This window comes from Pseudomonas sp. FEMGT703P, assembly GCF_002786345.1.
Lineage (GTDB): Bacteria > Pseudomonadota > Gammaproteobacteria > Pseudomonadales > Pseudomonadaceae > Aquipseudomonas > Aquipseudomonas peli.
The window spans coordinates 14,245-35,731 of the sequence record NZ_PGCM01000001.1 but is presented as its reverse complement, the minus strand read 5'-3'; the positions used below and the strand labels follow the sequence as shown (position 1 = coordinate 35,731).

The window sequence follows — 21,487 nt, the reverse complement described above, 5'->3', positions numbered from 1 at the left end:
GGCGCTTTTCCATCCACCGCCTTCACGCACCGACGGTGAAGCGTGATCCACCCTACGGCAATTTCACTTTTCAGCCAGGACCAAACCATGGCTCATCTCTCTCAGATTAGAATTCCCGCGACCTATATGCGTGGTGGCACCAGCAAGGGCGTGTTCTTCCGCCTGCAGGACCTGCCGCAAAGCTGCCAGGTGCCGGGCGCCGCGCGCGACAAGCTGTTTATGCGGGTGATCGGCAGCCCTGACCCTTATGCCGCACAGATCGACGGCATGGGCGGCGCAACGTCCTCGACCTCCAAGTGCGTGATCTTGTCGAAAAGCAGTCAACCGGATCACGATGTTGACTACCTCTATGGTCAGGTTTCGATCGATAAGGCCTTCGTCGACTGGAGCGGCAACTGCGGCAACCTGTCTACCGGTGCCGGGGCTTTTGCCATTCATGCCGGTCTGCTTGACCCTGCGCGCATCCCGGAAAACGGCGTGTGCGTGGTGCGGATCTGGCAGGCGAATATCCAGAAAACCATCATTGCCCATGTGCCGGTCAGCAATGGCCATGTGCAGGAAACCGGCGACTTCGAACTGGATGGTGTGACCTTTCCAGCGGCCGAGATCGTGCTGGAGTTCCTCGATCCGTCTGACGACGGCGAGGAGGGTGGCTCGATGTTCCCTACAGGCAACCTGGTGGACGACCTGGACGTGCCGGGTGTTGGCACCTTCAAGGCAACCATGATCACTGCGGGCATTCCGACCGTGTTCGTAAACGCTGAAGATATTGGCTATCAAGGCACTGAGTTGCGCGAGCAGATCAACGGTGACCCTGAGCAGCTGGCGCGTTTCGAAAAGATCCGTGTGGCGGGGGCGTTGCGCATGGGGCTGATCAAAACGGCGGAAGAAGCAGCTACCCGCCAGCACACGCCGAAAATCGCCTTTGTTGCTAAACCAAAGGATTACCTGTCTTCCAGTGGCAAAACGGTGCCTGCGGGCGAGATCGATCTGCTGGTGCGTGCGCTGTCTATGGGCAAGCTGCATCACGCCATGATGGGTACCTGCGCGGTGGCCATCGGCACCGCAGCGGCAATTCCCGGCACCTTGGTCAATCTGGCAGCGGGCGGCAGTGCGCGTGAAGCCGTGCGTTTTGGCCATCCATCCGGCACCTTGCGCGTTGGTGCGCAGGCAGCGCTGGTCGACGGTCAGTGGACGGTAACCAAGGCGATCATGAGTCGCAGCGCGCGAATCTTGATGGAAGGTTGGGTGCGTGTGCCGGGCGATGCTTTGTAGCGTTTATAAATGAGAAAAGGCTCGAAGAGTTCGAGCTTTTTCTATTAGCTTCAATGAGTTGTACGAGTTACTTGAGGCGGCGCTCAACACCTTTTTCCACCAAGATCTTCGCGGATATCTCTTCCACGGAGAAATAGGTGGAGTTGATAAAGTTGATGTTCTCGCGGCGGAACAGGTTTTCCACTTCGCGCACTTCAAACTCGCACTGGGCGAAACTGGCGTAGCGGCTGTTGGGTTTGCGTTCGTGGCGAATGGCGGTGAGGCGGTCCGGGTCGATGGTCAGGCCGAACAGCTTGTCCTTGTGCTTTTTCAGCACGGCTGGCAGCTGCAGGCTCTCCATGTCGTCTTCGGTCAGTGGGTAATTGGCGGCACGAATGCCATATTGCATGGCCATATACAGGCAGGTAGGCGTTTTACCACAGCGCGAAACGCCGACCAGGATCAGGTCGGCCTTGTCGTAGTAGTGGGTGCGCGCACCGTCGTCGTTGTCGAGGGCGAAGTTGACTGCCTCAATGCGCTCCATGTAATTCGAGTTATGGCCAATGGAGTGCGATTTGCCGACCGAGTACGAGGAGTGAGAAGTCAGTTCTTGTTCGAGCGGCGCAAGGAAGCTTGCGAAAATATCGATCATGAACCCTTCGGACTCTGCCAGGATGTCGCGAATGTCCTGGTTGACGATGGTGTCGAAGATGATCGGGCGAGAGCCGTCTTTCTCGGCGGCGCTATTGATTTGTTGTACCATTGCGCGCGCTTTTTCCACGCTGTCTATGTAGGGGCGCGTGAGCTTGGTGAAGTCGATAGTTTCAAACTGTGCCAGCAGACTTTGGCCCAGGGTTTCGGCGGTGATGCCGGTGCCATCGGAGATGAAAAAAGCGGTTCGTTTCATTTGCACCATGGGCCTTAAGCTGAGGACGAATCTTGGCTATCATAGGCCCGCCTTTGCAGGGCCGACCCGGCCTGCATTGTTACTTATTTTCCAGGGCCAGGCCACAATCGTGCCGGCATGTATGCCGCCGAGCTTCCCCAGCCCCTTGAGCTTTTCCAACACCTTAGTGGAGAGATCACCTTGGTAGAGTACGTAGTTTCCCTCGACAAGCTCGGCAATCACGATGTTGAGCACGTAGGGGGCAAGAACGCCTCCCTGGGCGAGATGATCAGCAACCTTGCCGGTGCCGGAGTTTCGGTGCCTGGTGGTTTCGCCACTACAGCCCAGGCCTACCGGGACTTTCTTGAACTGAGCGGTCTGAACGATCAGATTCATGCTGCGCTCGACGCCCTTGATGTTGATGACGTTAACGCGCTGGCCAAAACCGGTGCGCAGATCCGTCAGTGGGTGATGGACGCTGCTTTCCCCGAAGAGTTGAACGCCCAGATCCGTACCGCCTTCGCCGAAATGGCTGGTGGTAACGACAATATGGCCGTTGCTGTGCGCTCCTCGGCCACCGCCGAAGACCTGCCAGATGCCTCGTTTGCTGGTCAGCAGGAAACCTTCCTGAACATTCGCGGTGTGGACAACGTGATCCGCGCTGCCAAAGAAGTATTCGCCTCGCTGTTCAACGACCGCGCTATTGCCTACCGCGTGCATCAGGGTTTCGACCACAAACTGGTCGCGCTGTCTGCTGGCGTGCAGCGCATGGTGCGTTCGGAAACCGGCACCGCCGGCGTTATGTTCACCCTCGATACAGAATCCGGCTTCCGCGACGTGGTGTTTATCACCGGCGCCTACGGCCTCGGTGAAACTGTGGTGCAGGGTGCGGTCAACCCTGACGAATTCTACGTGCACAAGCAGACGCTGGAAGCTGGTCGCCCGGCAATTCTGCGCCGCAACCTGGGCAGCAAAGCCATCAAGATGATCTACGGCGACGAAGCCAAGGCCGGTAAATCGGTCAAGGTGGTCGATGTGGACCGTGCCGAACGTGCGCGTTTCTGCCTGACTGATGCTGAGGTCAGCGAGCTGGCCAAGCAGGCGATGATCATCGAGAAGCACTACGGTCGTCCGATGGACATCGAGTGGGCCAAAGACGGTGATGACGGCAAGCTGTACATCGTTCAGGCGCGCCCTGAAACGGTGAAAAGCCGCACCAACGTCAATGTGATGGAGCGCTACCTGCTCAAGGAAACCGGCACCGTGCTGGTGGAAGGTCGCGCGATCGGTCAGAAGATCGGTGCGGGCCGCGTGCGGGTTATCCATGACGTGTCCGAGATGGACAAAGTCCAGCCCGGCGATGTGCTGGTCTCCGACATGACCGACCCGGATTGGGAACCTGTGATGAAGCGCGCTAGCGCCATCGTCACCAACCGTGGCGGGCGTACCTGCCACGCCGCGATCATCGCCCGTGAGCTGGGTATTCCAGCCGTGGTCGGTTGCGGCAACGCCACCCAGGTACTGAAAGATGGCATGGGTGTTACGGTCTCCTGCGCCGAAGGCGACACCGGCTTTATCTTTGAAGGCGAGCTGGGCTTCGATATTCGCAAGAATTCGGTCGACGCCATGCCCGAGCTGCCATTCAAGATCATGATGAACGTCGGTAACCCCGACCGCGCATTTGACTTCGCTCAGCTGCCGAATGAAGGCGTCGGCTTGGCGCGTCTGGAATTTATCATTAATCGCATGATCGGCGTGCACCCGAAAGCGCTGCTGAACTTCGCTGGCTTGCCGCCGGAGATCAAGGACAGCGTCGAGAAACGCATTGCCGGTTACGATGATCCGGTCAATTTCTATGTTGAGAAGCTGGTTGAGGGCATCAGCACCCTGGCCGCTGCGTTCTGGCCGAAGAAGGTCATCGTGCGTCTTTCGGACTTCAAGTCCAACGAATACGCCAACCTGATCGGCGGCAAACTCTACGAGCCGGAAGAAGAGAACCCGATGCTCGGTTTCCGTGGCGCTTCGCGTTACATCAGCGAATCGTTCCGCGACTGCTTCGAGCTGGAGTGCCGCGCGCTGAAGAAAGTGCGCAACGAGATGGGCCTGACCAACGTCGAGATCATGGTGCCGTTCGTGCGTACCCTGGGGGAAGCCAGTCAGGTGGTCGATCTGCTGGCCGCCAACGGTCTGGCCCGTGGTCAGGATGGCCTGAAAGTCATCATGATGTGCGAGTTGCCATCCAACGCGATTCTGGCTGAAGAGTTCCTCGAGTTCTTCGACGGTTTCTCCATCGGTTCTAACGACCTGACCCAGCTGACCCTGGGCCTGGACCGTGACTCGGGCATCGTCGCGCACCTGTTCGATGAGCGTAATCCGGCCGTGAAGAAGCTGCTGAGCAATGCCATCCAGGCCTGTAACAAGGCTGGCAAGTACATCGGCATCTGCGGTCAGGGTCCTTCGGATCACCCGGATCTGGCGCGCTGGCTGATGGAGCAGGGTATCGAAAGTGTTTCGCTGAACCCGGATTCGGTACTTGATACCTGGTTCTTCCTGGCTGAAGGCCAAGCGCCAGCCTGATAGCGCGTTTAAATCTCTGTTCAAGGGCGGGTTGATCCTGCCCTTTTTTGTGCCAGCACATCCTGTGCTGTCCCCCTCCGGGCCGTCGCTTGCGACGTGAAAGAATTGCTCCCGGCAATTGGTTGTACCAGAGCGAAGATAGATGCAAAGCAGCAGTGAGCTTTTCCCCGTCACCTTGATCAGTGCAGAGTTTCGGGGCGATTTGAGCGAGGATGTCTATCGTCTCAAACCCGGTAACAGTCCGGACAACAGTGTCGAGCTGGCACTGACTCGTCTTGGTCGTGCTGGTCATGAACAGGTACGTGGCGTGCCGGTGATTCTGATTCCCGGCAGTTTTTCCAACCGGCGCTTCTGGTATTCCCCCAAATGCATTGGCTTGGGGCCTTACTTGGCGCGCGCCGGTTTTGATGTATGGATTGCCGAAATGCGTGGCCATGGCCTGTCGCCGCGCAATCGTGACTATTCGCGCAACACGGTCAGTGACTACGTGCGCTACGATCTGCCGGCAATTGCTGATTTTGTGCATGAGCAGAATCCGCAGAAGGCTCACTGGTTAGGCCATTCCCTTGGAGGGATTATTCTGGCCGGCGCACTCGGTGGGCAGTATCTGAGTGAAGATAAAATCGCTTCCAGCGTCCTGTTTGGCAGCCAGATCAGCCGGGTTTACTGGCCGTTGAAACTGCCGCCGCTGGAGTGGGGTAGCCGCTTGCTACTCAAACGGTTCTCGGTGATTTCCGGGTCACGGCTCAAGCGTGGTCCGGAGGATGAGCCGATAGGTCTTGCAGTCGAAAGTTTGCGCTGGCACGGCCTGTTCGGCCGCTTTGGTGATACTGACCGCGATTGGTGGGCGGGGCTGGCCGAGGTGCGTGTTCCGGTAATGGCTGTGGCCGCGCTGGGTGACCATCAAGACCCGGTCTGGGCGTGTGAAAAACTGCTCAAGCAATTTGGATCGCCCTTGAGTGAGTTTCTCTGTCTAGGTAAGAAGCATGGCTTCAGCGGTGATTTCGGCCATGTTGAGATGCTGGTTAGTAAAGAAGCGCAACTTGAGGTCTGGCCGTTGGTCGAACAGTGGCTGCGCAAGAGTCCGCAGGTCGCTGCTGAGCTGGCGCAAGCCGAGTTAGCGCGTAACAACGTGGTTTCGCCTGAATAGGCAGGCGCTGGCCGGTGTCCGGCCTTTTTACTGAAAGCGTGAATCGATACAGATGGGGCGTGTGGCGTTTGCCCGTTGTGCCCCCGTCTGTGGCTCAATGCTGCACAGCAGGGCGTGATTGCTCTGTCAGCTGACCTACAACATCCAAGGAGCTTTGCCATGCATTACATCACTCCCGATCTTTGTGACGCCTACCCGGAGCTGGTCCAGGTGGTTGAGCCGATGTTCAGCAACTTCGGTGGCCGTGATTCCTTCGGTGGCGAGATCGTCACCGTCAAGTGCTTCGAGGACAATTCACTGGTCAAGGAGCAGGTCGACCTGCCGGGCAAAGGCAAAGTGTTGGTGGTGGATGGCGGTGCCTCCATGCGCCGCGCGCTGCTGGGCGATATGCTCGCCGAGAAAGCCGCGAAGAACGGTTGGGAAGGGATTGTGGTGTACGGCTGCGTGCGTGATGTTGATGTGTTGGCGCAGACCGATCTGGGCATTCAGGCCCTGGCCAGTCACCCGATGAAAACCGACAAGCGTGGCATCGGTGACCTTAATGTCGCAGTGACCTTTGGCGGCGTGACCTTCCGCCCGGGTGAGTTTATCTACGCCGACAATAATGGCGTGATCATCTCGCCCTCTGCACTGCAGATGCCGGAGTAGGGCGCTTGCAGGAAACCGTCATGCACGAAGGTGACAACGCGCAATGGGGCCTGGTGCACGCCTTTGTCCTTAATGGTCACGGCGGTGCCCGCAGCATTGCCCGGCAGGAGCTGCAAGGCCTGGTCCTAAGCGAGCAGGAAAGCCTCTGGCTGCATTGGGATCGCAGTCATCCGCAGACGCAAACTTGGTTGCGTGCAGAAAGTGGTCTGAGCGCTTTTGCTTGCGACCTGCTGCTGGAAGAGAACACTCGCCCACGTCTGCTGGCGTTGCCTGAGCAGCAACTGTTGCTGTTCCTGCGTGGCCTTAACCTCAACCCAGGGGCCGAGCCTGAAGACATGGTCTCGGTGCGCATTTTTGCCGATGCGCAGCGCGCGATCTCCCTGCGCTTGCGGCCTTTGCACGCAACCGAAGCCTTGATCGAGGATTTGCTGGCGGGCAGGGGGCCGAAAACCTCGGCTGAGCTGATTTTGCGCCTGGCGCATTACCTGACTGACAAGATCGAGCTGCTGGTCGGCGAGTTGTCCGAGCAGGTCGATGATCAGGAAGAGCGTGCCGATGCGCTGGAGAGTCAGGCCCCTGATCATGCCGCGCTACTGCAAATCCGCCGGCGCGCCGCCAGCTTGCGACGTTTTCTGTCGCCACAGCGGGATATCTACGGGCAACTCACAGCCAGTGCTCAGGCCTGGCTGGTCGGAGCCGATAGCAGCTACTGGAACGAGCTGAATAACCGCCTGACGCGCTACCTTGAAGAGCTGGAGTTGAGCCGTGAGCGGGTCAACCTGCTGCTTGAGGCGGAAAATCGGCGCATGGATGAGCGGATGAACCACACCATGTACCGCTTCGGCATCATCACCGGGATTTTCCTGCCAATGAGTTTTCTTACCGGCCTTCTCGGTATCAATGTCGGCGGTATTCCCGGTTCAGAAAGCCCCCATGGCTTTCTGCTGGCGTGTTCGCTGATGGCCGCCGTTGCGCTGGTGCAGTGGCTGCTTTTTCGTCGCTTGCGTTGGATCTGATGTGACTTGCTCTGTACTCGTCTCGTCTAGCCGACACATCCTGTGAGGTGCGCCATGCACGATCCCTTTGAAGAATCACTGCGCGATTTGCTCAAGTCGCCCACCTCGAGTCACGACGATGACGCCTGTCTGCATCGCGTGCTGAAAACCGCCAACCGCCAAGTCGGTGCGGGTGATCTGTTTGCCCTGATGGGACACTGGGCCGGCGCATTGATGCTGGCCCTGAACAACGGCTCGGCGCATGTGGCGCCGGTCTCGCGTCGTAAAACCACCGATTCAACTGTTAATAAGGCTGACTGAGCATGGAATTTACTCAAGTTCTGGTTGATGCGATGGCCAGCGTTTGGTCCCCGATTGCCGCCTTTATCCCGCGTCTATTTGGCGCCATGGTGGTGGTGCTGCTGGGTTTTGTGGTCGCCAAGTTCCTCGATACGCTGCTGTCGAAATTGCTCGGCAAGATCGGCCTGGATCGCCTGATGGCTGGCACTGGCCTGACCAAGTTGTTGAGCCGCGCCGGCATTCAGGTGCCGGTGTCGACCCTGATCGGCAAGATCGTCTACTGGTTCGTGTTGTTGATCTTCCTGGTGACCGCCGCCGAATCGCTGGGCCTGGAGCGAGTTTCTGCGACCCTTGATGTACTGGCTTTGTACCTGCCAAAAGTCTTCGGTGCGGCTTTGGTGCTGCTCGCGGGCGTATTGCTGGCGCAGCTGGTCAGCGGCCTGGTGCGCGGTGCCGCAGAAGGCGTCGGGTTGGACTATGCAAGTGGCCTGGGCCGCGTGGCTCAGGGGCTGGTGATCATCATCAGCATTTCGGTGGCGATTGGTCAGCTGGAAGTGAAAACCGATCTGCTCAACAACGTGATCGCCATCGTGCTGATCTCGGTCGGCCTCGCGGTCGCGCTGGCGCTGGGCCTGGGCAGTCGCGACATTGCCAGCCAGATTCTGGCCGGTATTTATGTGCGTGAGTTGTATGAGGTTGGGCAACAAGTGCAGGTAGGTGAGGTCGAAGGGCAGATCGAGGAAATCGGTACGGTCAAAACCACGTTGCTGACGGAAGCCGGCGAACTGGTTTCTGTGGCTAACCGCACCTTGCTCGAGCAGCAGGTAAGCAGCCGCTAAGGCTAATCCCTGTTATTGTATGCGGCCAATCCGCAGCCTGACTTACAGGCTGCGCTGGCTTATGTCCTGACTGTCGGCCCGACTCGTTTTGAATAAAGCCCACTCTGCGTCTCTGCGTTACGACCCCCGCGAACTCTCGGACGAAGAGTTGGTGGCGCGTGCCCACGACGAGTTGTTTCACATAACCCGTGCTTATGAAGAACTGATGCGTCGTTATCAGCGCACGTTGTTCAATGTCTGCGCGCGTTATTTAGGCAATGACCGTGATGCTGACGATGTTTGTCAGGAGGTCATGCTCAAGGTCTTATATGGCCTGAAGAACTTTGAGGGCAAATCGAAGTTCAAAACCTGGTTGTACAGCATTACTTACAACGAATGTATTACTCAATATCGCAAGGAGCGGCGCAAACGTCGCCTTATTGACGCCTTAAGTTTGGACCCGCTTGAAGAAGCATCCGAAGAAAAAGCGCCAAAGCCTGAGGATAAAGGCGGCCTTGATCGTTGGCTGGTGCATGTCAATCCCATTGATCGGGAAATCCTGGTGCTACGTTTTGTCGCGGAACTGGAGTTTCAGGAGATTGCCGACATTATGCACATGGGCCTGAGCGCCACGAAAATGCGTTATAAACGTGCACTTGACCGGCTGCGCGATAAATTTTCGGACAGCGCTGAAACTTATCTTGAATAAAGCCGTCCTAGCTAACGGTTAATTCTGGTAGAATTGCCGGCTGAGTTGTCTTGTGTTCGTCAGACAACTTACTGACCACCAAGATAGGGAACATTAGTAATGAAATTGAAAAACACTTTAGGCGTTGTCATTGGCTCGTTGTTGGCCACTTCCTCCCTCAGCGTTCTGGCTCAGGGTCAAGGCGCTGTCGAAGTGGAGGGTTTTGCCAAGAAGGAAATCTTCGACAGCGCCCGTGACTTCAAAAACAACGGCAACCTGTTCGGCGGCAGCATCGGCTACTACCTGACTGACGACGTTGAACTGCGTCTGGCCTACGACGAAGTGCACAACGCTCGTGGCGAAGATGGCCGCAACATCAAGGGCTCGAACACCGCTCTGGATGCTCTGTACCACTTCAACAACGCTGGCGACGCACTGCGTCCTTACGTTTCTGCAGGTTTCTCGGATCAGAGCATCGGTCAGTCCGGTCGCAATGGTCGTAACGGCTCCACCTTCGCCAACATCGGCGGCGGCGCCAAGTACTACTTCACTGACAACTTCTACGCCCGTGCTGGCGTTGAAGCTCAGTACAACATCGACCAAGGCGACACCGAGTGGGCACCAAGCGTCGGTATCGGCATGAACTTCGGTGGTGGCAGCAAGCCAGCTCCAGTTGCCGTTGCTGCTGTTGAGCCGACTCCAGAGCCGGTTGCTGTTGAAGAGCCGATGGAACTGGTTCGCGTTGAGCTGGACGTTAAGTTCGACTTCGACAAAGCCAGCGTTAAAGAAGAAAGCTACGGCGACATCAAGAACCTGGCTGACTTCATGAAGCAGTACCCACAGACCACCACCGTGGTTGAAGGTCACACTGACTCCAAAGGCAGCGATGCCTACAACCAGAACCTGTCCGAGCGTCGTGCAAGCGCTGTTCGTGACGTGCTGGTTAACCAGTACGGTGTAGACGCTGCTCGCGTTAACGCTGCTGGCTACGGTGAAGCTCGTCCGGTTGCTGACAACGCTACCGACGCTGGCCGCGCTGTTAACCGCCGCGTAGAAGCTGAAGTAGAAGCTCAGATCAAGCAGTAATCGATCTGGCTGTATAGAAAACCCGGCTTCGGCCGGGTTTTTCTTTATGGGCCGCCATCCATGGCGGCCCATAAAGAAAAACCCATGTAAAAAAGCCCGCTGGTGGCAGGCAATTGGAACTTCGCGAAGTGGTTAGGCGCTGATAGCAGCTAGCTGTATGTTTGGTTGAGCCGCGACCTCACCAATCACCAGAATGGCCGGGCTTTTCAATTTGAAGTCGTGGGCGGCTTGTTGCATGGCCGCGAGGCTGCTGCGGCATTCGCGCTGGTGTGGCAGGGAGGCGTTCTCGATCAAGGCCACCGGCATGTCGGCGCGCATGCCGCCTGCCTGCAGGCTCTCGCGGATTTCTGCCAGTTTGGCCACGCCCATATACACCACCAGCGTTGTGCCGCTCTGAGCCAGAGCAGGCCAGTTGAGACTGCTGTCATCCTGGGTGTGCGCGGTAACCAAGGTGACACCGCGTGCTACGCCGCGCAGTGTCAGAGGGATGCCGCAGTTGGTCGCTCCGGCCAGGCCTGCTGTAATGCCATTGACCATTTCCACCTCGATACCGTGCTCGCTCAGCCAGTCGGCTTCTTCGCTGCCACGACCGAAGATGCAGGGGTCGCCGCCTTTCAGGCGCACGACGCATTTACCCTGGCGGGCATAACGCAGCATCAGGCGATGGATAAACGCCTGTGGCGTGGAGCGGCAACCGCCGCGCTTGCCTACCGGCACGATCCGCGCGTTGATGCAGTGCTCCAGTACGGCGGGATTGACCAGGTCATCAATCATCACGATCTCGGCCTGGTTCAGGGCTTTAACCGCCTTTAGGGTCAGCAGCTCCGGGTCACCGGGGCCTGCGCCTACCAGCCAGACTTTTGCGCTCATATTGATCTCCTCAAGCCCGTGTATATCACCAGCAATGGTTTGACTTGGCTACTCAGCAGCCTTGTTCCAACAGTCATTTAGGTGGCCATCAATCTGCTTAATAAAACTCACGCAAAACAAAAAATTGCCGGGAGCAATTTTTGACGTCGCCCCGCGACGGCCCGTAGGGTGGCAGCCATGGATGGCTGGCCACAAAAAAGGCGTCCCGCTAGTCACCTAGCGAGGACGCCTTTGTCCAAGTCCCGTTCTATCGGGAAGTGCAACCTTCTTCGTTGAGGCCGCGCTTTATTAAATTGTGCAATCAGCAATGCAGAGCTTGTGCCAACTTGTATGGTGCGTATTTTCAAGGCTTATCAGCAAGTTACAGCTGTTTTGTGAGGTTTTACGCACCGTTTAAAGGCATCCTGCGCAGTGTTGGTGCGAAAGTGGCGGCTTTAATGCAGCAGCCCGATCAGCAGGAGCAGATTCAGCAGCAGGGAAAACAAGGCCACGCCTCGCCAGACCAGCAGCGGTTCACGTTCCAGCAGTGGCCGTGGCCGGCTGCTGAGGGATTTACGTTCTGCCTGCTCCAGGTTGAGCAGCCATTCTTCGGCGGTTTCATAGCGCTGTTTCGGTTCGGCACTCAGGGCTCGTTTGAGGCTGTCGTCGACCCAGCTGGGTAAATCCGGGCGATAGCGGCTGGCTGGAGTCGGCTGGCCGAAGCGTGGATGTTGGAAGGCTTCAATTTCGCCATAGGGGTAATGCCCGGTGAGCAGAAAATACAGCGCAACGCCTGCGCTGTAGAGATCCTGCTGTGGGCTGGGTGCTGCGCCGGTAAAGGCTTCCGGGGCTATATAGCTGGGCGTGCCGGGCAGCTCGCAGGCTTCATCGCGGGTCAGGCCGGGGCAGTAGGCCAGGCCGAAATCCAGCACGCGCAGCTCGCCGTCATCGCCCCACAGCAGGTTTTCCGGCTTGATATCGCGGTGCAGGATATTGCGCCGGTGCAGCATACCCAGTGCTTTGATTAGTCGGGGGGCGATGTCCAGCCATTCCGGAAGGCCCAGCGGGCCACTCAGGCGCAGGTGTTCGGCCAGGGTTTGTCCGGCGTATTCGCGCTGCACGTAGTAAAGATGCTGACGCAGCGGCAGCGGGTGCACTTCGGCGAAGAAACGCCCGGCCACGCGGCGCACAAACCATTCTTCAAGCAATAGTGCATGACCGGCTTGCTGCTCATCGCTGCGGTTGGGCGGCAGGGTTTTCAGCAGCCAGCGCCGCGCCTGAGCATCACGCACTCGATACACCATCGATTGGCGCGATTCGGCCAGCAGTCGCTCAATCTGCCAGCCTTCGAAATTCTGCCCTTCACGCAGTTTGGCTGGTAGCGGCCAGTGCTGCAGTTGCGCCAAGGTGTCGGCCAGATCGCTTTGCGGTAATGCCTCAACGCGCAGCAGCAGGGCGCTCGCGTTGTCCTGGCTGCCGGCCAGGTGCGCGGCATTGACCAGCGCACTGCTGGCGGCGGGCAGGTCCTGTTCATCGTGGAGGATGCGTTGAATGCCCGCGTCGCCCAGGGTGGCCCAGATACCGTCGCTGACCAACACGAAACATTCGCCCTGACGCAGCTCGCCATCCAGATAATCCATTACCAGGTGCTGGTCCAGACCCATGGCGCGCTTGAGCACATGCTGCATGCCGGGTTGTTCCCACACATGGTCTTCGCTGAGGCGCTCAAGCGTGCCGTTCAGCCAGCGGTAGGCCCGGCAATCACCGATGTGCGCCAGGGTAAAACGCCGGCCGCGCAGGATCAGCGCGCTCAGCGTGGAGAGTAGTGGCTGACCACCGCCATTGGCTTGCAGCCAGCGGTTGTGCGCGACCAGCACACGGTCCAGCGACTGGGTTACCGCCCAGGTTTCCGGGGTGGAGTAGTAATCCAGGGCCAAGGTCTGCAGAGTGGCGCGCGCCGCCAGGCCGCCGTCGGCGCATTGGCTAACGCCATCGGCGAGGGCGAACAGGTAGCCCTTGCTGGCCGCCAGGGCCGGAGCCGGGGTGACCACGCGAATGGCGTCCTGATTTTCGCTACGCGGGCCGGTGGCGCTGGCTTCGCCGAAGGTCAGTTGCAAGGCCATGCAGAGGTTCCTGAGTAGGCGTCTGAAGAAGCGCCGAGATAAAGGCGAGGCTGGTGAGGCAGCTAAGGAGAGCCGCTGCCGACTTCTCCCGCCTTTCCTGACCAGTGCAATAAGCGCTGCCAGTCAGCCTCGCCTTTGCCTCAGTGCTCCAATAGTTTTGCGTAGGGTGTTGGATGAGAAAGGCGTTCTCCACCCTAATTCGGCAGTTACACGCGTGCTGCGGTCACTGCTGCGCTGCCCCAGGTGGTGCGCCAGCGCAGCTTGACTCCATAGAGGCCGAACCAGGCGAGCACGCCGAGGCTGGCGAACAGCCATAAGCCGAGCTGGTAATCACCGGTCTGCTGCTTGATGGTGCCCAGGCCGGCGGCGAGGAGGAAGCCGCCGATGCCGCCGGCCATGCCGATCAGCCCGGTCATTACGCCGATTTCTTTGCGAAAGCGCTGCGGCACCAGTTGGAACACTGCGCCGTTACCTGCGCCAAGGCCGAGCATGGCAGTGACGAACAGGGCCAGCGCTGCGGTCGAACTTTGCAGATTGAAACCCACAGCGGCAATGCTCAAGGACGCCAGGGTGTACATCATCAGCAAGGTGCGGATGCCGCCGATACGGTCGGCCAGTGCGCCGCCGAGGGGGCGCAACAGGCTGCCGGCACAGACGCAGGCGGCGGTGTAGTAACCGGCGGTCACCGGGTTCAGGCCGTACTGGTCGTTGAAATAACCGGGCAGGGCGCTGGCCAGGCCGATAAAGCCGCCGAAGGTCACGCTGTAGAAAAACATAAACCACCAGCTGTCGCGGTCACCCAGAGCTTTCAGGTAATCGGCCAGGGCTTTTGGCTTGGGGCGCTCCGGAGCATTTTTGGCAACCAGGGCGAAGATCAGCAGGGTTGCCAGTAGCGGGATCAGTGCCCAGCCGAATACGTTCTGCCAACCGAATAGTGCGGCCAAGCCCGGGGCAAACAGTGCAGCCAGTACGGTGCCGGAGTTACCCGCACCGGCAATGCCCATGGCCTTGCCCTGGTGCTGCGGTGGATACCATTGCGAGGCCAGCGGCAGGGCTACGGCAAAAGCCGCGCCCGCAAAACCGAGGAACAGACCTAATAACAAGGCATGTTCATAGCTGCTGATGCCGATCTGCCAGGCGCAGAACAGCGCCACGATGACAATCACCTGACCAATCAGGCCGGCGGTTTTGGGTGATAGGCGATCCGCCAGAAAGCCCATCAGCAAACGCAGCACGGCACCGGCGAGAATCGGCGTGGCGACCATCAGACCGCGCTGTTGCGCGGTCAGGTCGAGAGCGGTGGCGATCTGCACAGCCAGTGGACCGAGCACGTACCAGACCATAAAGCTCAGGTCGAAATACAGAAACGCGGCGAACAAGGTTGGGGTGTGGCCGGATTTCCAGAAACTTGTATTCATCGAAAACCTCATTCAGCAAAAAAGGGTCCCGGTGGGGGCGGTACGCCATGGTCGTGGACACGGCGGCCGCACCCTATCGGGGAGGTGGTGTACTTGTGGTACGCCACCCTGAGGAACAGGGTCTGTTGACGTTTCGACGCGGCTCGCGGCGAAACATCAATAGACCCTCCGCCACAGCTGGGTTGAGAGAGTTACTAGCGCAAGTCCTGGATCGCAGGGCAGGTGCCAGCCCCAAACGCTGGGGCGTAAAACGCAAAACGCCGCATAAACCGAGCGCTCTAGGGCGAGGTTTATGCGACGTCTTTGTCGTTTTTTGAGCAGCCGCCATTGGCTACCGGTAACAGGTCTTTAGCAAGAGCTGCGCCAACCGGGCAATCCATGGATTTACGGGGCTTTCAGCTGTTGGATAGCTGCGACTGTGCTGCAAAAGGAGGCGCTGGCGGAAGGCATGCCCTTGAATAGGGCGCAGAATTTTTTCCCGGTTCCGACAAGCCAGGCTTTCTAAGGCAGGCCTCAATCGGCCTTGTGGCGAGTGCGTCAGCTGGTAGGCGTTAGCATGCTGCAGCGTGACTCACCGGGTGTGGCGTAGGCGGCTGCATGTGCAGCCTGGGTCGGTAAGGGAAGGGTGAGGAGGGCCATAGCGAGTAGGTTGCTCAAAAGCCCGGCGTGGCGGACATGGCTGCGCGTGGTTGGCATTGCAATTCCCCTGCTTTTGTTGTTATGCCTAAGGCGTAGCAGAGGATGTGCCAGCTGTCACGGCGGCCGCTAGATAGTTGAGCAATTAATGCTCAATCCGGCAGCTTTGCTGCGATCAAGCGTGATCAGGACGGTAATCACCCGATTTATGCCGATAAGCCCAGGTTACTTGCTCAGCCAGTTGACCTTGCTGAATTTGTCGCTGAAGGTCGCCGGCATCTGCACCACTTTGCCCAGTTTGTAGTTGAAGAACACAAACCCGGACTTGGCCATGGCCACCAGCGTGTTGTCGGCGGGGCGGGTGATGCGGAAAGTAATGTCGCCACCATAAGTGTTGAAATCCATCACGCCAACCTCGAACAGCAACTGATCACGGGCGTGAGCCTCGGCGCGGTAGGTGGTGGCGAGGTCCGTGACGATGATGCCTGTGCCGTCTTCCTGGGTTTCCTCGATGCCGAACTCGAAGAGAAAACGCGCCCGCGCCTCGGAAATCATCGAGATCATCGAATCATTACCCAGGTGGTTGGCGGCGTTTATGTCGGTCACCCGCACCGTTAGGTGGGTGCTGTAGCAGAACTGGTCTTCGGGGAACTCAAGGGTCAGGCGGGCCATGCCAGCATCCGGTCGTCAGTAAAAGGTGGCGAATGTTAACCCCGTTCGCATCTGTCGGGCAGCCGCTGATGCGCGTTGCAGGTAAAACGGTGATGATCGGCCCATCATCTTCAGGTGCGGAGTTAAGCGCGTATGAACTTCAGGCAATTGAGCATGGGTGGACTGCTGGCGCTGCTGTTACTGGGGGATGTGCAGGCGCAGGGGCTGCGCGATGCCATGAGTGATCGACGCAGTGCCAAAAGTGCCGCGCAGCTGGGTGCTGAACTGTTGGCAGATCTGCCATACGGTCAGCATGAGCGCCAGCGCCTGGACGTTTATCGTCCACTCAATGCGCGCTCTGCGCCCATATTGCTGATGGTGCATGGCGGTGCCTGGGATAAAGGCGATAAGCGCATGGACCGGGTCGTAGAGAACAAGATGGCGCGTTGGTTGCCCCAGGGATACCTGTTTGTGTCGACCAACTATCGCTTATTACCGGATGCCCCCCCCCTGCAGCAGGCCGAGGATATTGCCCAGGCGCTGAGCTACGTCCAGCAACATGCAACAGCCTGGGGCGGTGACCCGCAGCGCGTGGTACTGCTGGGGCATTCGGCAGGTGCGCATTTGGTCAGCCTGCTCAGTGCCGCTCCTGAGATTGGCCAGGCTTATGCTGTACAACCCTGGTTGGGCACTGTGGCACTGGACAGTGCGGCGTTTGATGTTGAACGCATTATGCGCGACAGGCACTACCGACTGTATGACAAGGCGTTTGGCCAGGACCCGGCCTATTGGCGTGCCGCATCGCCCGTGCGGCGTTTGCAGCAAGCAGGCGCGCCAATGCTGGCCGTCTGCTCCAGTAAACGCAAAGAGGCATGCCTCCAGGCGCAGGGATTTGCGGAGCGAGGCCGCGCATTGGACATGCAGGTGACGGTATTGCCACAGGCGTTGTCGCACGGCGAGATCAATGCGCAATTAGGCGTGCCGGGTGCCTACACCGATGCAGTGGAAACCTTCTTCCAGCGCATCGGTGCCACGCCTGCGCCCTAGGCCGCCGGGCGTTGCTGGCGCTGGTAGAGAAACTCCAGCACGGCGGTGCGGTAGGCGTGGTAGTGAGGGTCATTGGCCAGTGCCAGGCGATCCCGCGGGCGCGCCAGCTCGACCTTGACGATATCGCCCACGGTCGCCGCCGGGCCGTTGGTCATCATCACGATGCGATCAGATAGCAGCACTGCTTCATCGACATCGTGGGTCACCATCACCACGGTGCTGTGGGTTTCGCCGACGATGCGCAGCAGTTCGTCCTGCAGGTGTGCGCGGGTCAGGGCATCTAGCGCGCCGAAGGGTTCGTCCATCAGCAGTACCTTGGGCTGCATGGCTAGGGCGCGGGCGATGCCGACGCGCTGCTTCATGCCGCCAGAGATTTCATTGGGATGCTTGTAGGTGGCGTGGCTGAGGCCAACCATGGCCAGCGCCGCTTCAGTGCGTTCTTTGAGCTGGGCTTTGCTTTCCTTGCCGGCGAAGACCTTTTCCACCGCCAGGTAGACGTTGCCGTAGCAGGTCATCCAGGGCAGCAGGCTGTGGTTCTGGAACACCACGCCGCGCTCCGGGCCGGGGCCGTCGATCTCGCGGCCGTTGCAGATCAGGCCGCCTTCGCTGGCCTCGAGCAGGCCGGCGATCAGATTGAGCACGGTGGATTTACCGCAACCCGAGTGGCCGATCAGGGTGACGAACTCACCCTTGGCAATGCTCAGGTTGACGTCGGTCAGGGCCTGGAAACGACCTTTCTTGGTATCGAAATGCTTGCCGACCTGGGTCAGCTCCACGAATTTATCCATGTTGCGGCTCCTTAAACTGGCGTAATCAGCTACCTGCTTTAACTGGCGTAGTCGAAGCGTTTGGCCAGCAGCAACAGCAGTTGCTCCAGAGCCAGGCCGACCAGACCGACGATGATGATGGCGATCAGAATGTGTTCGACGTTGAGGTTGTTCCACTCATCCCACACCCAGAAGCCCAGGCCAGTGCCGCCGGTAAGCATTTCGGCCGCGACTATCACCAGCCAGGCCACGCCAATGGCCAGGCGAATGCCGGTCATCAGGTGCGGCAATACGGCGGGAAATAGAATGCGCGTGAGCACCTTGAACTCTGACAGCTTGAGCACCCGCGCCACGTTCAGGTAATCCTGCGGCACGCTGGCCACGCCGGCGGCGGTATTGAGGATGATCGGCCAGATCGAGCTGATAAAGATCACCCAGATTGAGGCAGGACCAGCCGCTTCGAACACCAGCAGACCGATGGGCAGCCAGGCCAGCGGCGACACTGGGCGCAGCAGGCTGATAATCGGCGAGAGCATGCCGGCCAAGAAGGCAAAGCGGCCGATGGCAAAACCCAGCGGAATGCCCACCAGCGCCGCCAAGCCAAAGCCAATCCCCACGCGACCCAGCGAATGCAGGATGTTCCAGCCGATGCCCATGTCATTCGGGCCGTTGTCATAGAAGGGGTTGGCAAACAGCTCCAGCGCCGCCGCCCAGGTACTGACCGGGCCAGGCAGGCCCTCGCTCTTGGTCGCAATCAGCGCCCACACGCCGATAAACAGCAGGATGCCCAGCAATGGCGGCACAACCGCCTTGAGCAGGCTGGTCAGTGCCGCCACGCCTGGCAGAACCAGGCGTGGCGCTTTGCTGATCGGCGCAGCTAACGGCAATGGGGTTTTCAGTGGTGCGTTCATCACGAACCTCCCAATCAGGCTTTAATCGCAAAGGAGTTGGCGTAGGCTGCCGGGTCGGAGCCATTCCACACGTTGCCGTCGATCAGCGTGCTGCTGCGCAGCGAGCTGGCCGGCACAGGGATGTTCAGCGCACTGGCGGCTTCCTTGTACAGCGCAACCTGGTTGACCCCGGCGGCGACGGCGGCGTAGTTCGGGTCTTCCTTGATCAGGCCCCAGCGCTTGAACTGGGTCATAAACCACATGCCGTCGGAGTGATACGGGAAGTTCACTGTGCCGTTCTTGCAGAAGGCCATGGCGTGGTCGTCTTTCCAGCTGTTGCCCAGGCCGTCCTCGTAGTGGCTGAGGAAGCGCGGCTCAATCACCTTGACCGGGGCATTGACGTAAGCCTTACCGGAAATCAGCTTGGCCGTGCTCTTGCGGTTTTCCTCGCTGGCCTCGATAAAGCGGCTGGCGTCCAGCACCGCCATGATCAGCGCGCGGGCTGCGTTGGGGTACTGCTCGATAAAGGCGCGGGTGGTGCCGAGGACCTTTTCCGGGTGATCCGGCCAGATCTGCTGAGTAGTGACGGCGGTGAAACCGATCTTGTCGGCAATCGCTCGCGCGCCCCAGGGCTCGCCGACGCAGAAACCGTCCATATTGCCGACGCGCATATTGGCGACCATCTGTGGTGGCGGCACGACGATGGTTTTCACATCGCTCATCGGGTTGATGCCCAGGCTTGCCAGCCAGTAATACAGCCACATGGCGTGGGTGCCGGTGGGGAAGGTCTGGGCGAAGGTCAGCGGGTTGCCGCCTTTTTTCACATGCTCGGCCAGTTGTGCGCCGTTGGTGACGCCGGCCTCTTTGAGCTGTTTGGAGAGGGTGATGGCCTGGCCGTTCTGGTTAAGGCCCATCAGCACGGCCATATCCTTCTGCGGCCCGGCGATACCCAGTTGTGCGCCGTACATCATGCCGTACAGCACGTGGGCGGCATCCAGCTCGCCGGTATTCAGCTTGTCGCGCACACCGGCCCAGGAGGCTTCCTTGCTTGGGGTGATGGTCAGGCCGTATTTCTCGCCAAAGCCCTGAGTAGCGGCGACTACTACCGAGGCGCAGTCGGTCAACGGAATAAAGCCGACTTTCAGCGCCGCCTTTTCCGGTGCATCGGAACCGGCGGCCCAAGCCATGCTACGCAGCGAGGCGGGCGCGCTAAGGCCAAGGGCGGCGACACCGCCGACAGTGCCGGCGACGGCAATCGAGGTTTTCAGGAAATTACGGCGGCTGTGCAGGCTTGGGTGCTTCGAATCACGATCAGTCATAGGTCTGTCCTTTCTGGCCGATAAACCGGCTGAAACAAAAAACGGCGTACGCCAGGCCACCTCTAAGGAGGGGACCTGACGGACGCCGTTGTCCGTGATCCGCGGCTCACCGCCATTGGTGGGCTGCGCAGGAATCTTGTGAGGGCAATTGCAAGGGGCTTGCCAGTTTTGCTGGGGCACGGCGGCTAACAACCGCCAGAGCGCTCTGAAAATGGCTCGAACGAGCCTTAGGTTGGCAGGCTTAAATGCTATAAATCATGGGTTTAAGCGCAGTATTGAATGTTGGCTAGAGCAGAGTTTTCTTGCCGTAGCAGTGCGCCATGCCGCAAACCAGCAGCGCTGCCAGCCGGCTTATTGAGCCAATGCTGTGCATGGCCAAGCTCCTGCCAAGCGCTTTTGCTTCGCCTTGGTGCTGGCTAGCTCAAGTATTGATCGCGTGCCACAGCCTTAGCGGGACAGCGATTTACCCTGAGCTTCCTCAACAAACTCTTTGAGCCAGCGCAGCACCTCCACCGCCTCCCAGCGCGAGGGGTCGAACATGGCATAGGCCAGGCCCTGATAGCCGACTACATCCAGCTGACGGTGATAGCCGGCGCGCTGCAGCAAGGCTTCGATCTCGGCAAAACAGGTGTTGAAGTGCACCCGGGAAAACGGCGTTTTGCCCTCGGTAACGATGCCTTCAAGCTGCAATTCATTGACGGTGGCCCGGACTTTTTCCAAGGGCATGCGGTTTACGCTGTGTTTCAGCTGCAGTACGTCGAGCATCTGGGTACTCCTGTTAACGCCTTGTATAGGCCCGTTAGCCGGGCTGAACGGTTGGCTGGATGGCATGATCAAGGGTAATCGAAAAATACTGTACAAATAAACAGTATTCGATAATAGTAAGCCCAAGGCCTTAACCGGCACCTACTCGATCACTCGCGCCATCTGCCCGCAAAGCCAATGGCCACAGGCACTGCAGAGGAGTCACTAACAATGCAACAGATGCTGATGACAATTGTGCTGTTGGGTCTTTTGGCCGGTTGTGCGCAACCGCAGCTTGATCAACCGAGGGCCAATGGCACCTACCTGGTGATCGAGAACGGGCAGGCCTGGGCCGTGCTGGTATCAGACGGCAAACGCGTGGAAGAGCAGGGTACGGTGGTGGATGTGATCAGATTGCCGAGCGAGAACTCTGCCGTAGCGGCCAGTTATGTGATCGAAACGGCCAATTGCGGCCGCGTGCAGTGGCTGAGCGAGCGCTCGGATGCGGCGGATGGCATGACCAACCTGATGTCGCTGCACAGCAACAATCAACTCGGGCAGAGCGGCTGCGTCATTACCAGTGGTCTGAGCAAGGTTTGGACGGTACTGGATTACTCCGGCTGAAACCAAAGAGGGCACCC

Annotated in this window: 20 protein-coding genes; 11 read left to right on the top strand and 9 right to left on the bottom strand. The window is 59.0% G+C overall.

The features are described 5' to 3' along the window. Positions 1–87: 87 nt before the first annotated feature. Positions 88–1,275 carry a 2-methylaconitate cis-trans isomerase PrpF gene (gene prpF / locus CUR33_RS00165; RefSeq protein ID WP_289238322.1) on the top strand — a complete coding sequence of 396 codons (1,188 nt, stop codon included), beginning with the start codon at positions 88–90 and terminating at the stop codon, positions 1,273–1,275. Positions 1,276–1,342: 67 nt separating this feature from the next. Here the strand turns inward: prpF and ppsR are convergent, their stop codons facing one another. Next, positions 1,343–2,161, bottom strand: coding sequence for a posphoenolpyruvate synthetase regulatory kinase/phosphorylase PpsR (ppsR, locus tag CUR33_RS00160; protein ID WP_090255935.1), 819 nt, complete (start codon positions 2,159–2,161; stop codon positions 1,343–1,345). Positions 2,162–2,341: 180 nt separating this feature from the next. Here ppsR and ppsA point away from each other — a divergent pair, with 180 nt between their 5' ends. The 8 genes from ppsA to CUR33_RS00120 all read left to right on the top strand — a co-directional run bounded on the left by ppsA (position 2,342) and on the right by CUR33_RS00120 (position 10,402). Further along, on the top strand, positions 2,342–4,717 hold the full coding sequence (gene ppsA / locus CUR33_RS00155) for a phosphoenolpyruvate synthase (RefSeq protein ID WP_090255903.1): 2,376 nt from the start codon (positions 2,342–2,344) through the stop codon (positions 4,715–4,717). Positions 4,718–4,859: 142 nt separating this feature from the next. Continuing rightward, positions 4,860–5,867, top strand: coding sequence for an alpha/beta fold hydrolase (locus tag CUR33_RS00150; protein ID WP_289238321.1), 1,008 nt, complete (start codon positions 4,860–4,862; stop codon positions 5,865–5,867). A gap of 159 nt (positions 5,868–6,026) precedes the next feature. Next, positions 6,027–6,515 (top strand): ribonuclease E activity regulator RraA, encoded by a 489-nt coding sequence (gene rraA / locus CUR33_RS00145; protein WP_090255901.1) that lies wholly within the window; start codon positions 6,027–6,029, stop codon positions 6,513–6,515. Between the two features lie 20 nt (positions 6,516–6,535). Beyond that, positions 6,536–7,531, top strand: coding sequence for a zinc transporter ZntB (locus CUR33_RS00140; RefSeq protein WP_289238320.1), 996 nt, complete (start codon positions 6,536–6,538; stop codon positions 7,529–7,531). A 54-nt stretch (positions 7,532–7,585) separates the two neighbouring features. Continuing rightward, positions 7,586–7,831 (top strand): CrfX protein, encoded by a 246-nt coding sequence (locus tag CUR33_RS00135; RefSeq protein ID WP_090255899.1) that lies wholly within the window; start codon positions 7,586–7,588, stop codon positions 7,829–7,831. 2 nt (positions 7,832–7,833) lie between these two features. Then, positions 7,834–8,649 carry a mechanosensitive ion channel family protein gene (locus tag CUR33_RS00130; RefSeq protein ID WP_090255898.1) on the top strand — a complete coding sequence of 272 codons (816 nt, stop codon included), beginning with the start codon at positions 7,834–7,836 and terminating at the stop codon, positions 8,647–8,649. 88 nt (positions 8,650–8,737) lie between these two features. After that, positions 8,738–9,337, top strand: coding sequence for an RNA polymerase sigma factor SigX (gene sigX / locus CUR33_RS00125; RefSeq protein WP_090255897.1), 600 nt, complete (start codon positions 8,738–8,740; stop codon positions 9,335–9,337). Positions 9,338–9,436: 99 nt separating this feature from the next. Continuing rightward, positions 9,437–10,402: an OmpA family protein gene (locus CUR33_RS00120; protein WP_090255896.1), complete on the top strand. Its 966-nt coding sequence runs from the start codon at positions 9,437–9,439 to the stop codon at positions 10,400–10,402. Positions 10,403–10,534: 132 nt separating this feature from the next. Here the strand turns inward: CUR33_RS00120 and cobA are convergent, their stop codons facing one another. The 4 genes from cobA to CUR33_RS00100 form a co-directional block, all read right to left on the bottom strand. Further along, entirely contained in the window at positions 10,535–11,272 is a 738-nt protein-coding gene (cobA, locus tag CUR33_RS00115; RefSeq protein WP_289238319.1) for a uroporphyrinogen-III C-methyltransferase, read from the bottom strand. Positions 11,273–11,706: 434 nt separating this feature from the next. Further along, the gene (locus CUR33_RS00110; RefSeq protein WP_289238318.1) at positions 11,707–13,374 is read right to left on the bottom strand and encodes a bifunctional protein-serine/threonine kinase/phosphatase; all 1,668 of its coding nucleotides are present in this window, start codon (positions 13,372–13,374) and stop codon (positions 11,707–11,709) included. A gap of 206 nt (positions 13,375–13,580) precedes the next feature. Next, positions 13,581–14,792 (bottom strand): nitrate/nitrite transporter, encoded by a 1,212-nt coding sequence (locus CUR33_RS00105; RefSeq protein WP_289238317.1) that lies wholly within the window; start codon positions 14,790–14,792, stop codon positions 13,581–13,583. A gap of 861 nt (positions 14,793–15,653) precedes the next feature. Further along, positions 15,654–16,100, bottom strand: a complete 447-nt coding sequence (locus CUR33_RS00100) for a thioesterase family protein (protein ID WP_167144484.1) — start codon at positions 16,098–16,100, stop codon at positions 15,654–15,656. Between the two features lie 153 nt (positions 16,101–16,253). Between CUR33_RS00100 and CUR33_RS00095 the strand changes: the two genes are divergently transcribed. Then, a complete protein-coding gene (locus CUR33_RS00095) occupies positions 16,254–17,126 on the top strand; it encodes an alpha/beta hydrolase (RefSeq protein WP_289238316.1) in 873 nt (290 codons plus the stop codon). Here CUR33_RS00095 and CUR33_RS00090 read toward each other — a convergent pair. From CUR33_RS00090 to CUR33_RS00075, 4 genes are all read right to left on the bottom strand, one after another. Beyond that, on the bottom strand, positions 17,123–17,914 hold the full coding sequence (locus tag CUR33_RS00090; RefSeq protein WP_108488301.1) for an ABC transporter ATP-binding protein: 792 nt from the start codon (positions 17,912–17,914) through the stop codon (positions 17,123–17,125). The two genes, CUR33_RS00095 and CUR33_RS00090, sit on opposite strands and share 4 nt — an antisense overlap. Before the next feature lie 38 nt (positions 17,915–17,952). Further along, positions 17,953–18,804 carry a nitrate ABC transporter permease gene (gene ntrB / locus CUR33_RS00085; RefSeq protein WP_275962595.1) on the bottom strand — a complete coding sequence of 284 codons (852 nt, stop codon included), beginning with the start codon at positions 18,802–18,804 and terminating at the stop codon, positions 17,953–17,955. A 14-nt stretch (positions 18,805–18,818) separates the two neighbouring features. Beyond that, positions 18,819–20,102 carry a CmpA/NrtA family ABC transporter substrate-binding protein gene (locus CUR33_RS00080; protein WP_289238315.1) on the bottom strand — a complete coding sequence of 428 codons (1,284 nt, stop codon included), beginning with the start codon at positions 20,100–20,102 and terminating at the stop codon, positions 18,819–18,821. Between the two features lie 447 nt (positions 20,103–20,549). Next, complete coding sequence (locus CUR33_RS00075; RefSeq protein ID WP_090386771.1) at positions 20,550–20,867, bottom strand: transcriptional regulator; 318 nt, start codon at positions 20,865–20,867, stop codon at positions 20,550–20,552. Positions 20,868–21,077: 210 nt separating this feature from the next. Between CUR33_RS00075 and CUR33_RS00070 the strand changes: the two genes are divergently transcribed. Next, a complete protein-coding gene (locus CUR33_RS00070; RefSeq protein WP_160088468.1) occupies positions 21,078–21,470 on the top strand; it encodes a hypothetical protein in 393 nt (130 codons plus the stop codon). The last annotated feature ends 17 nt before the right edge of the window (positions 21,471–21,487 follow it).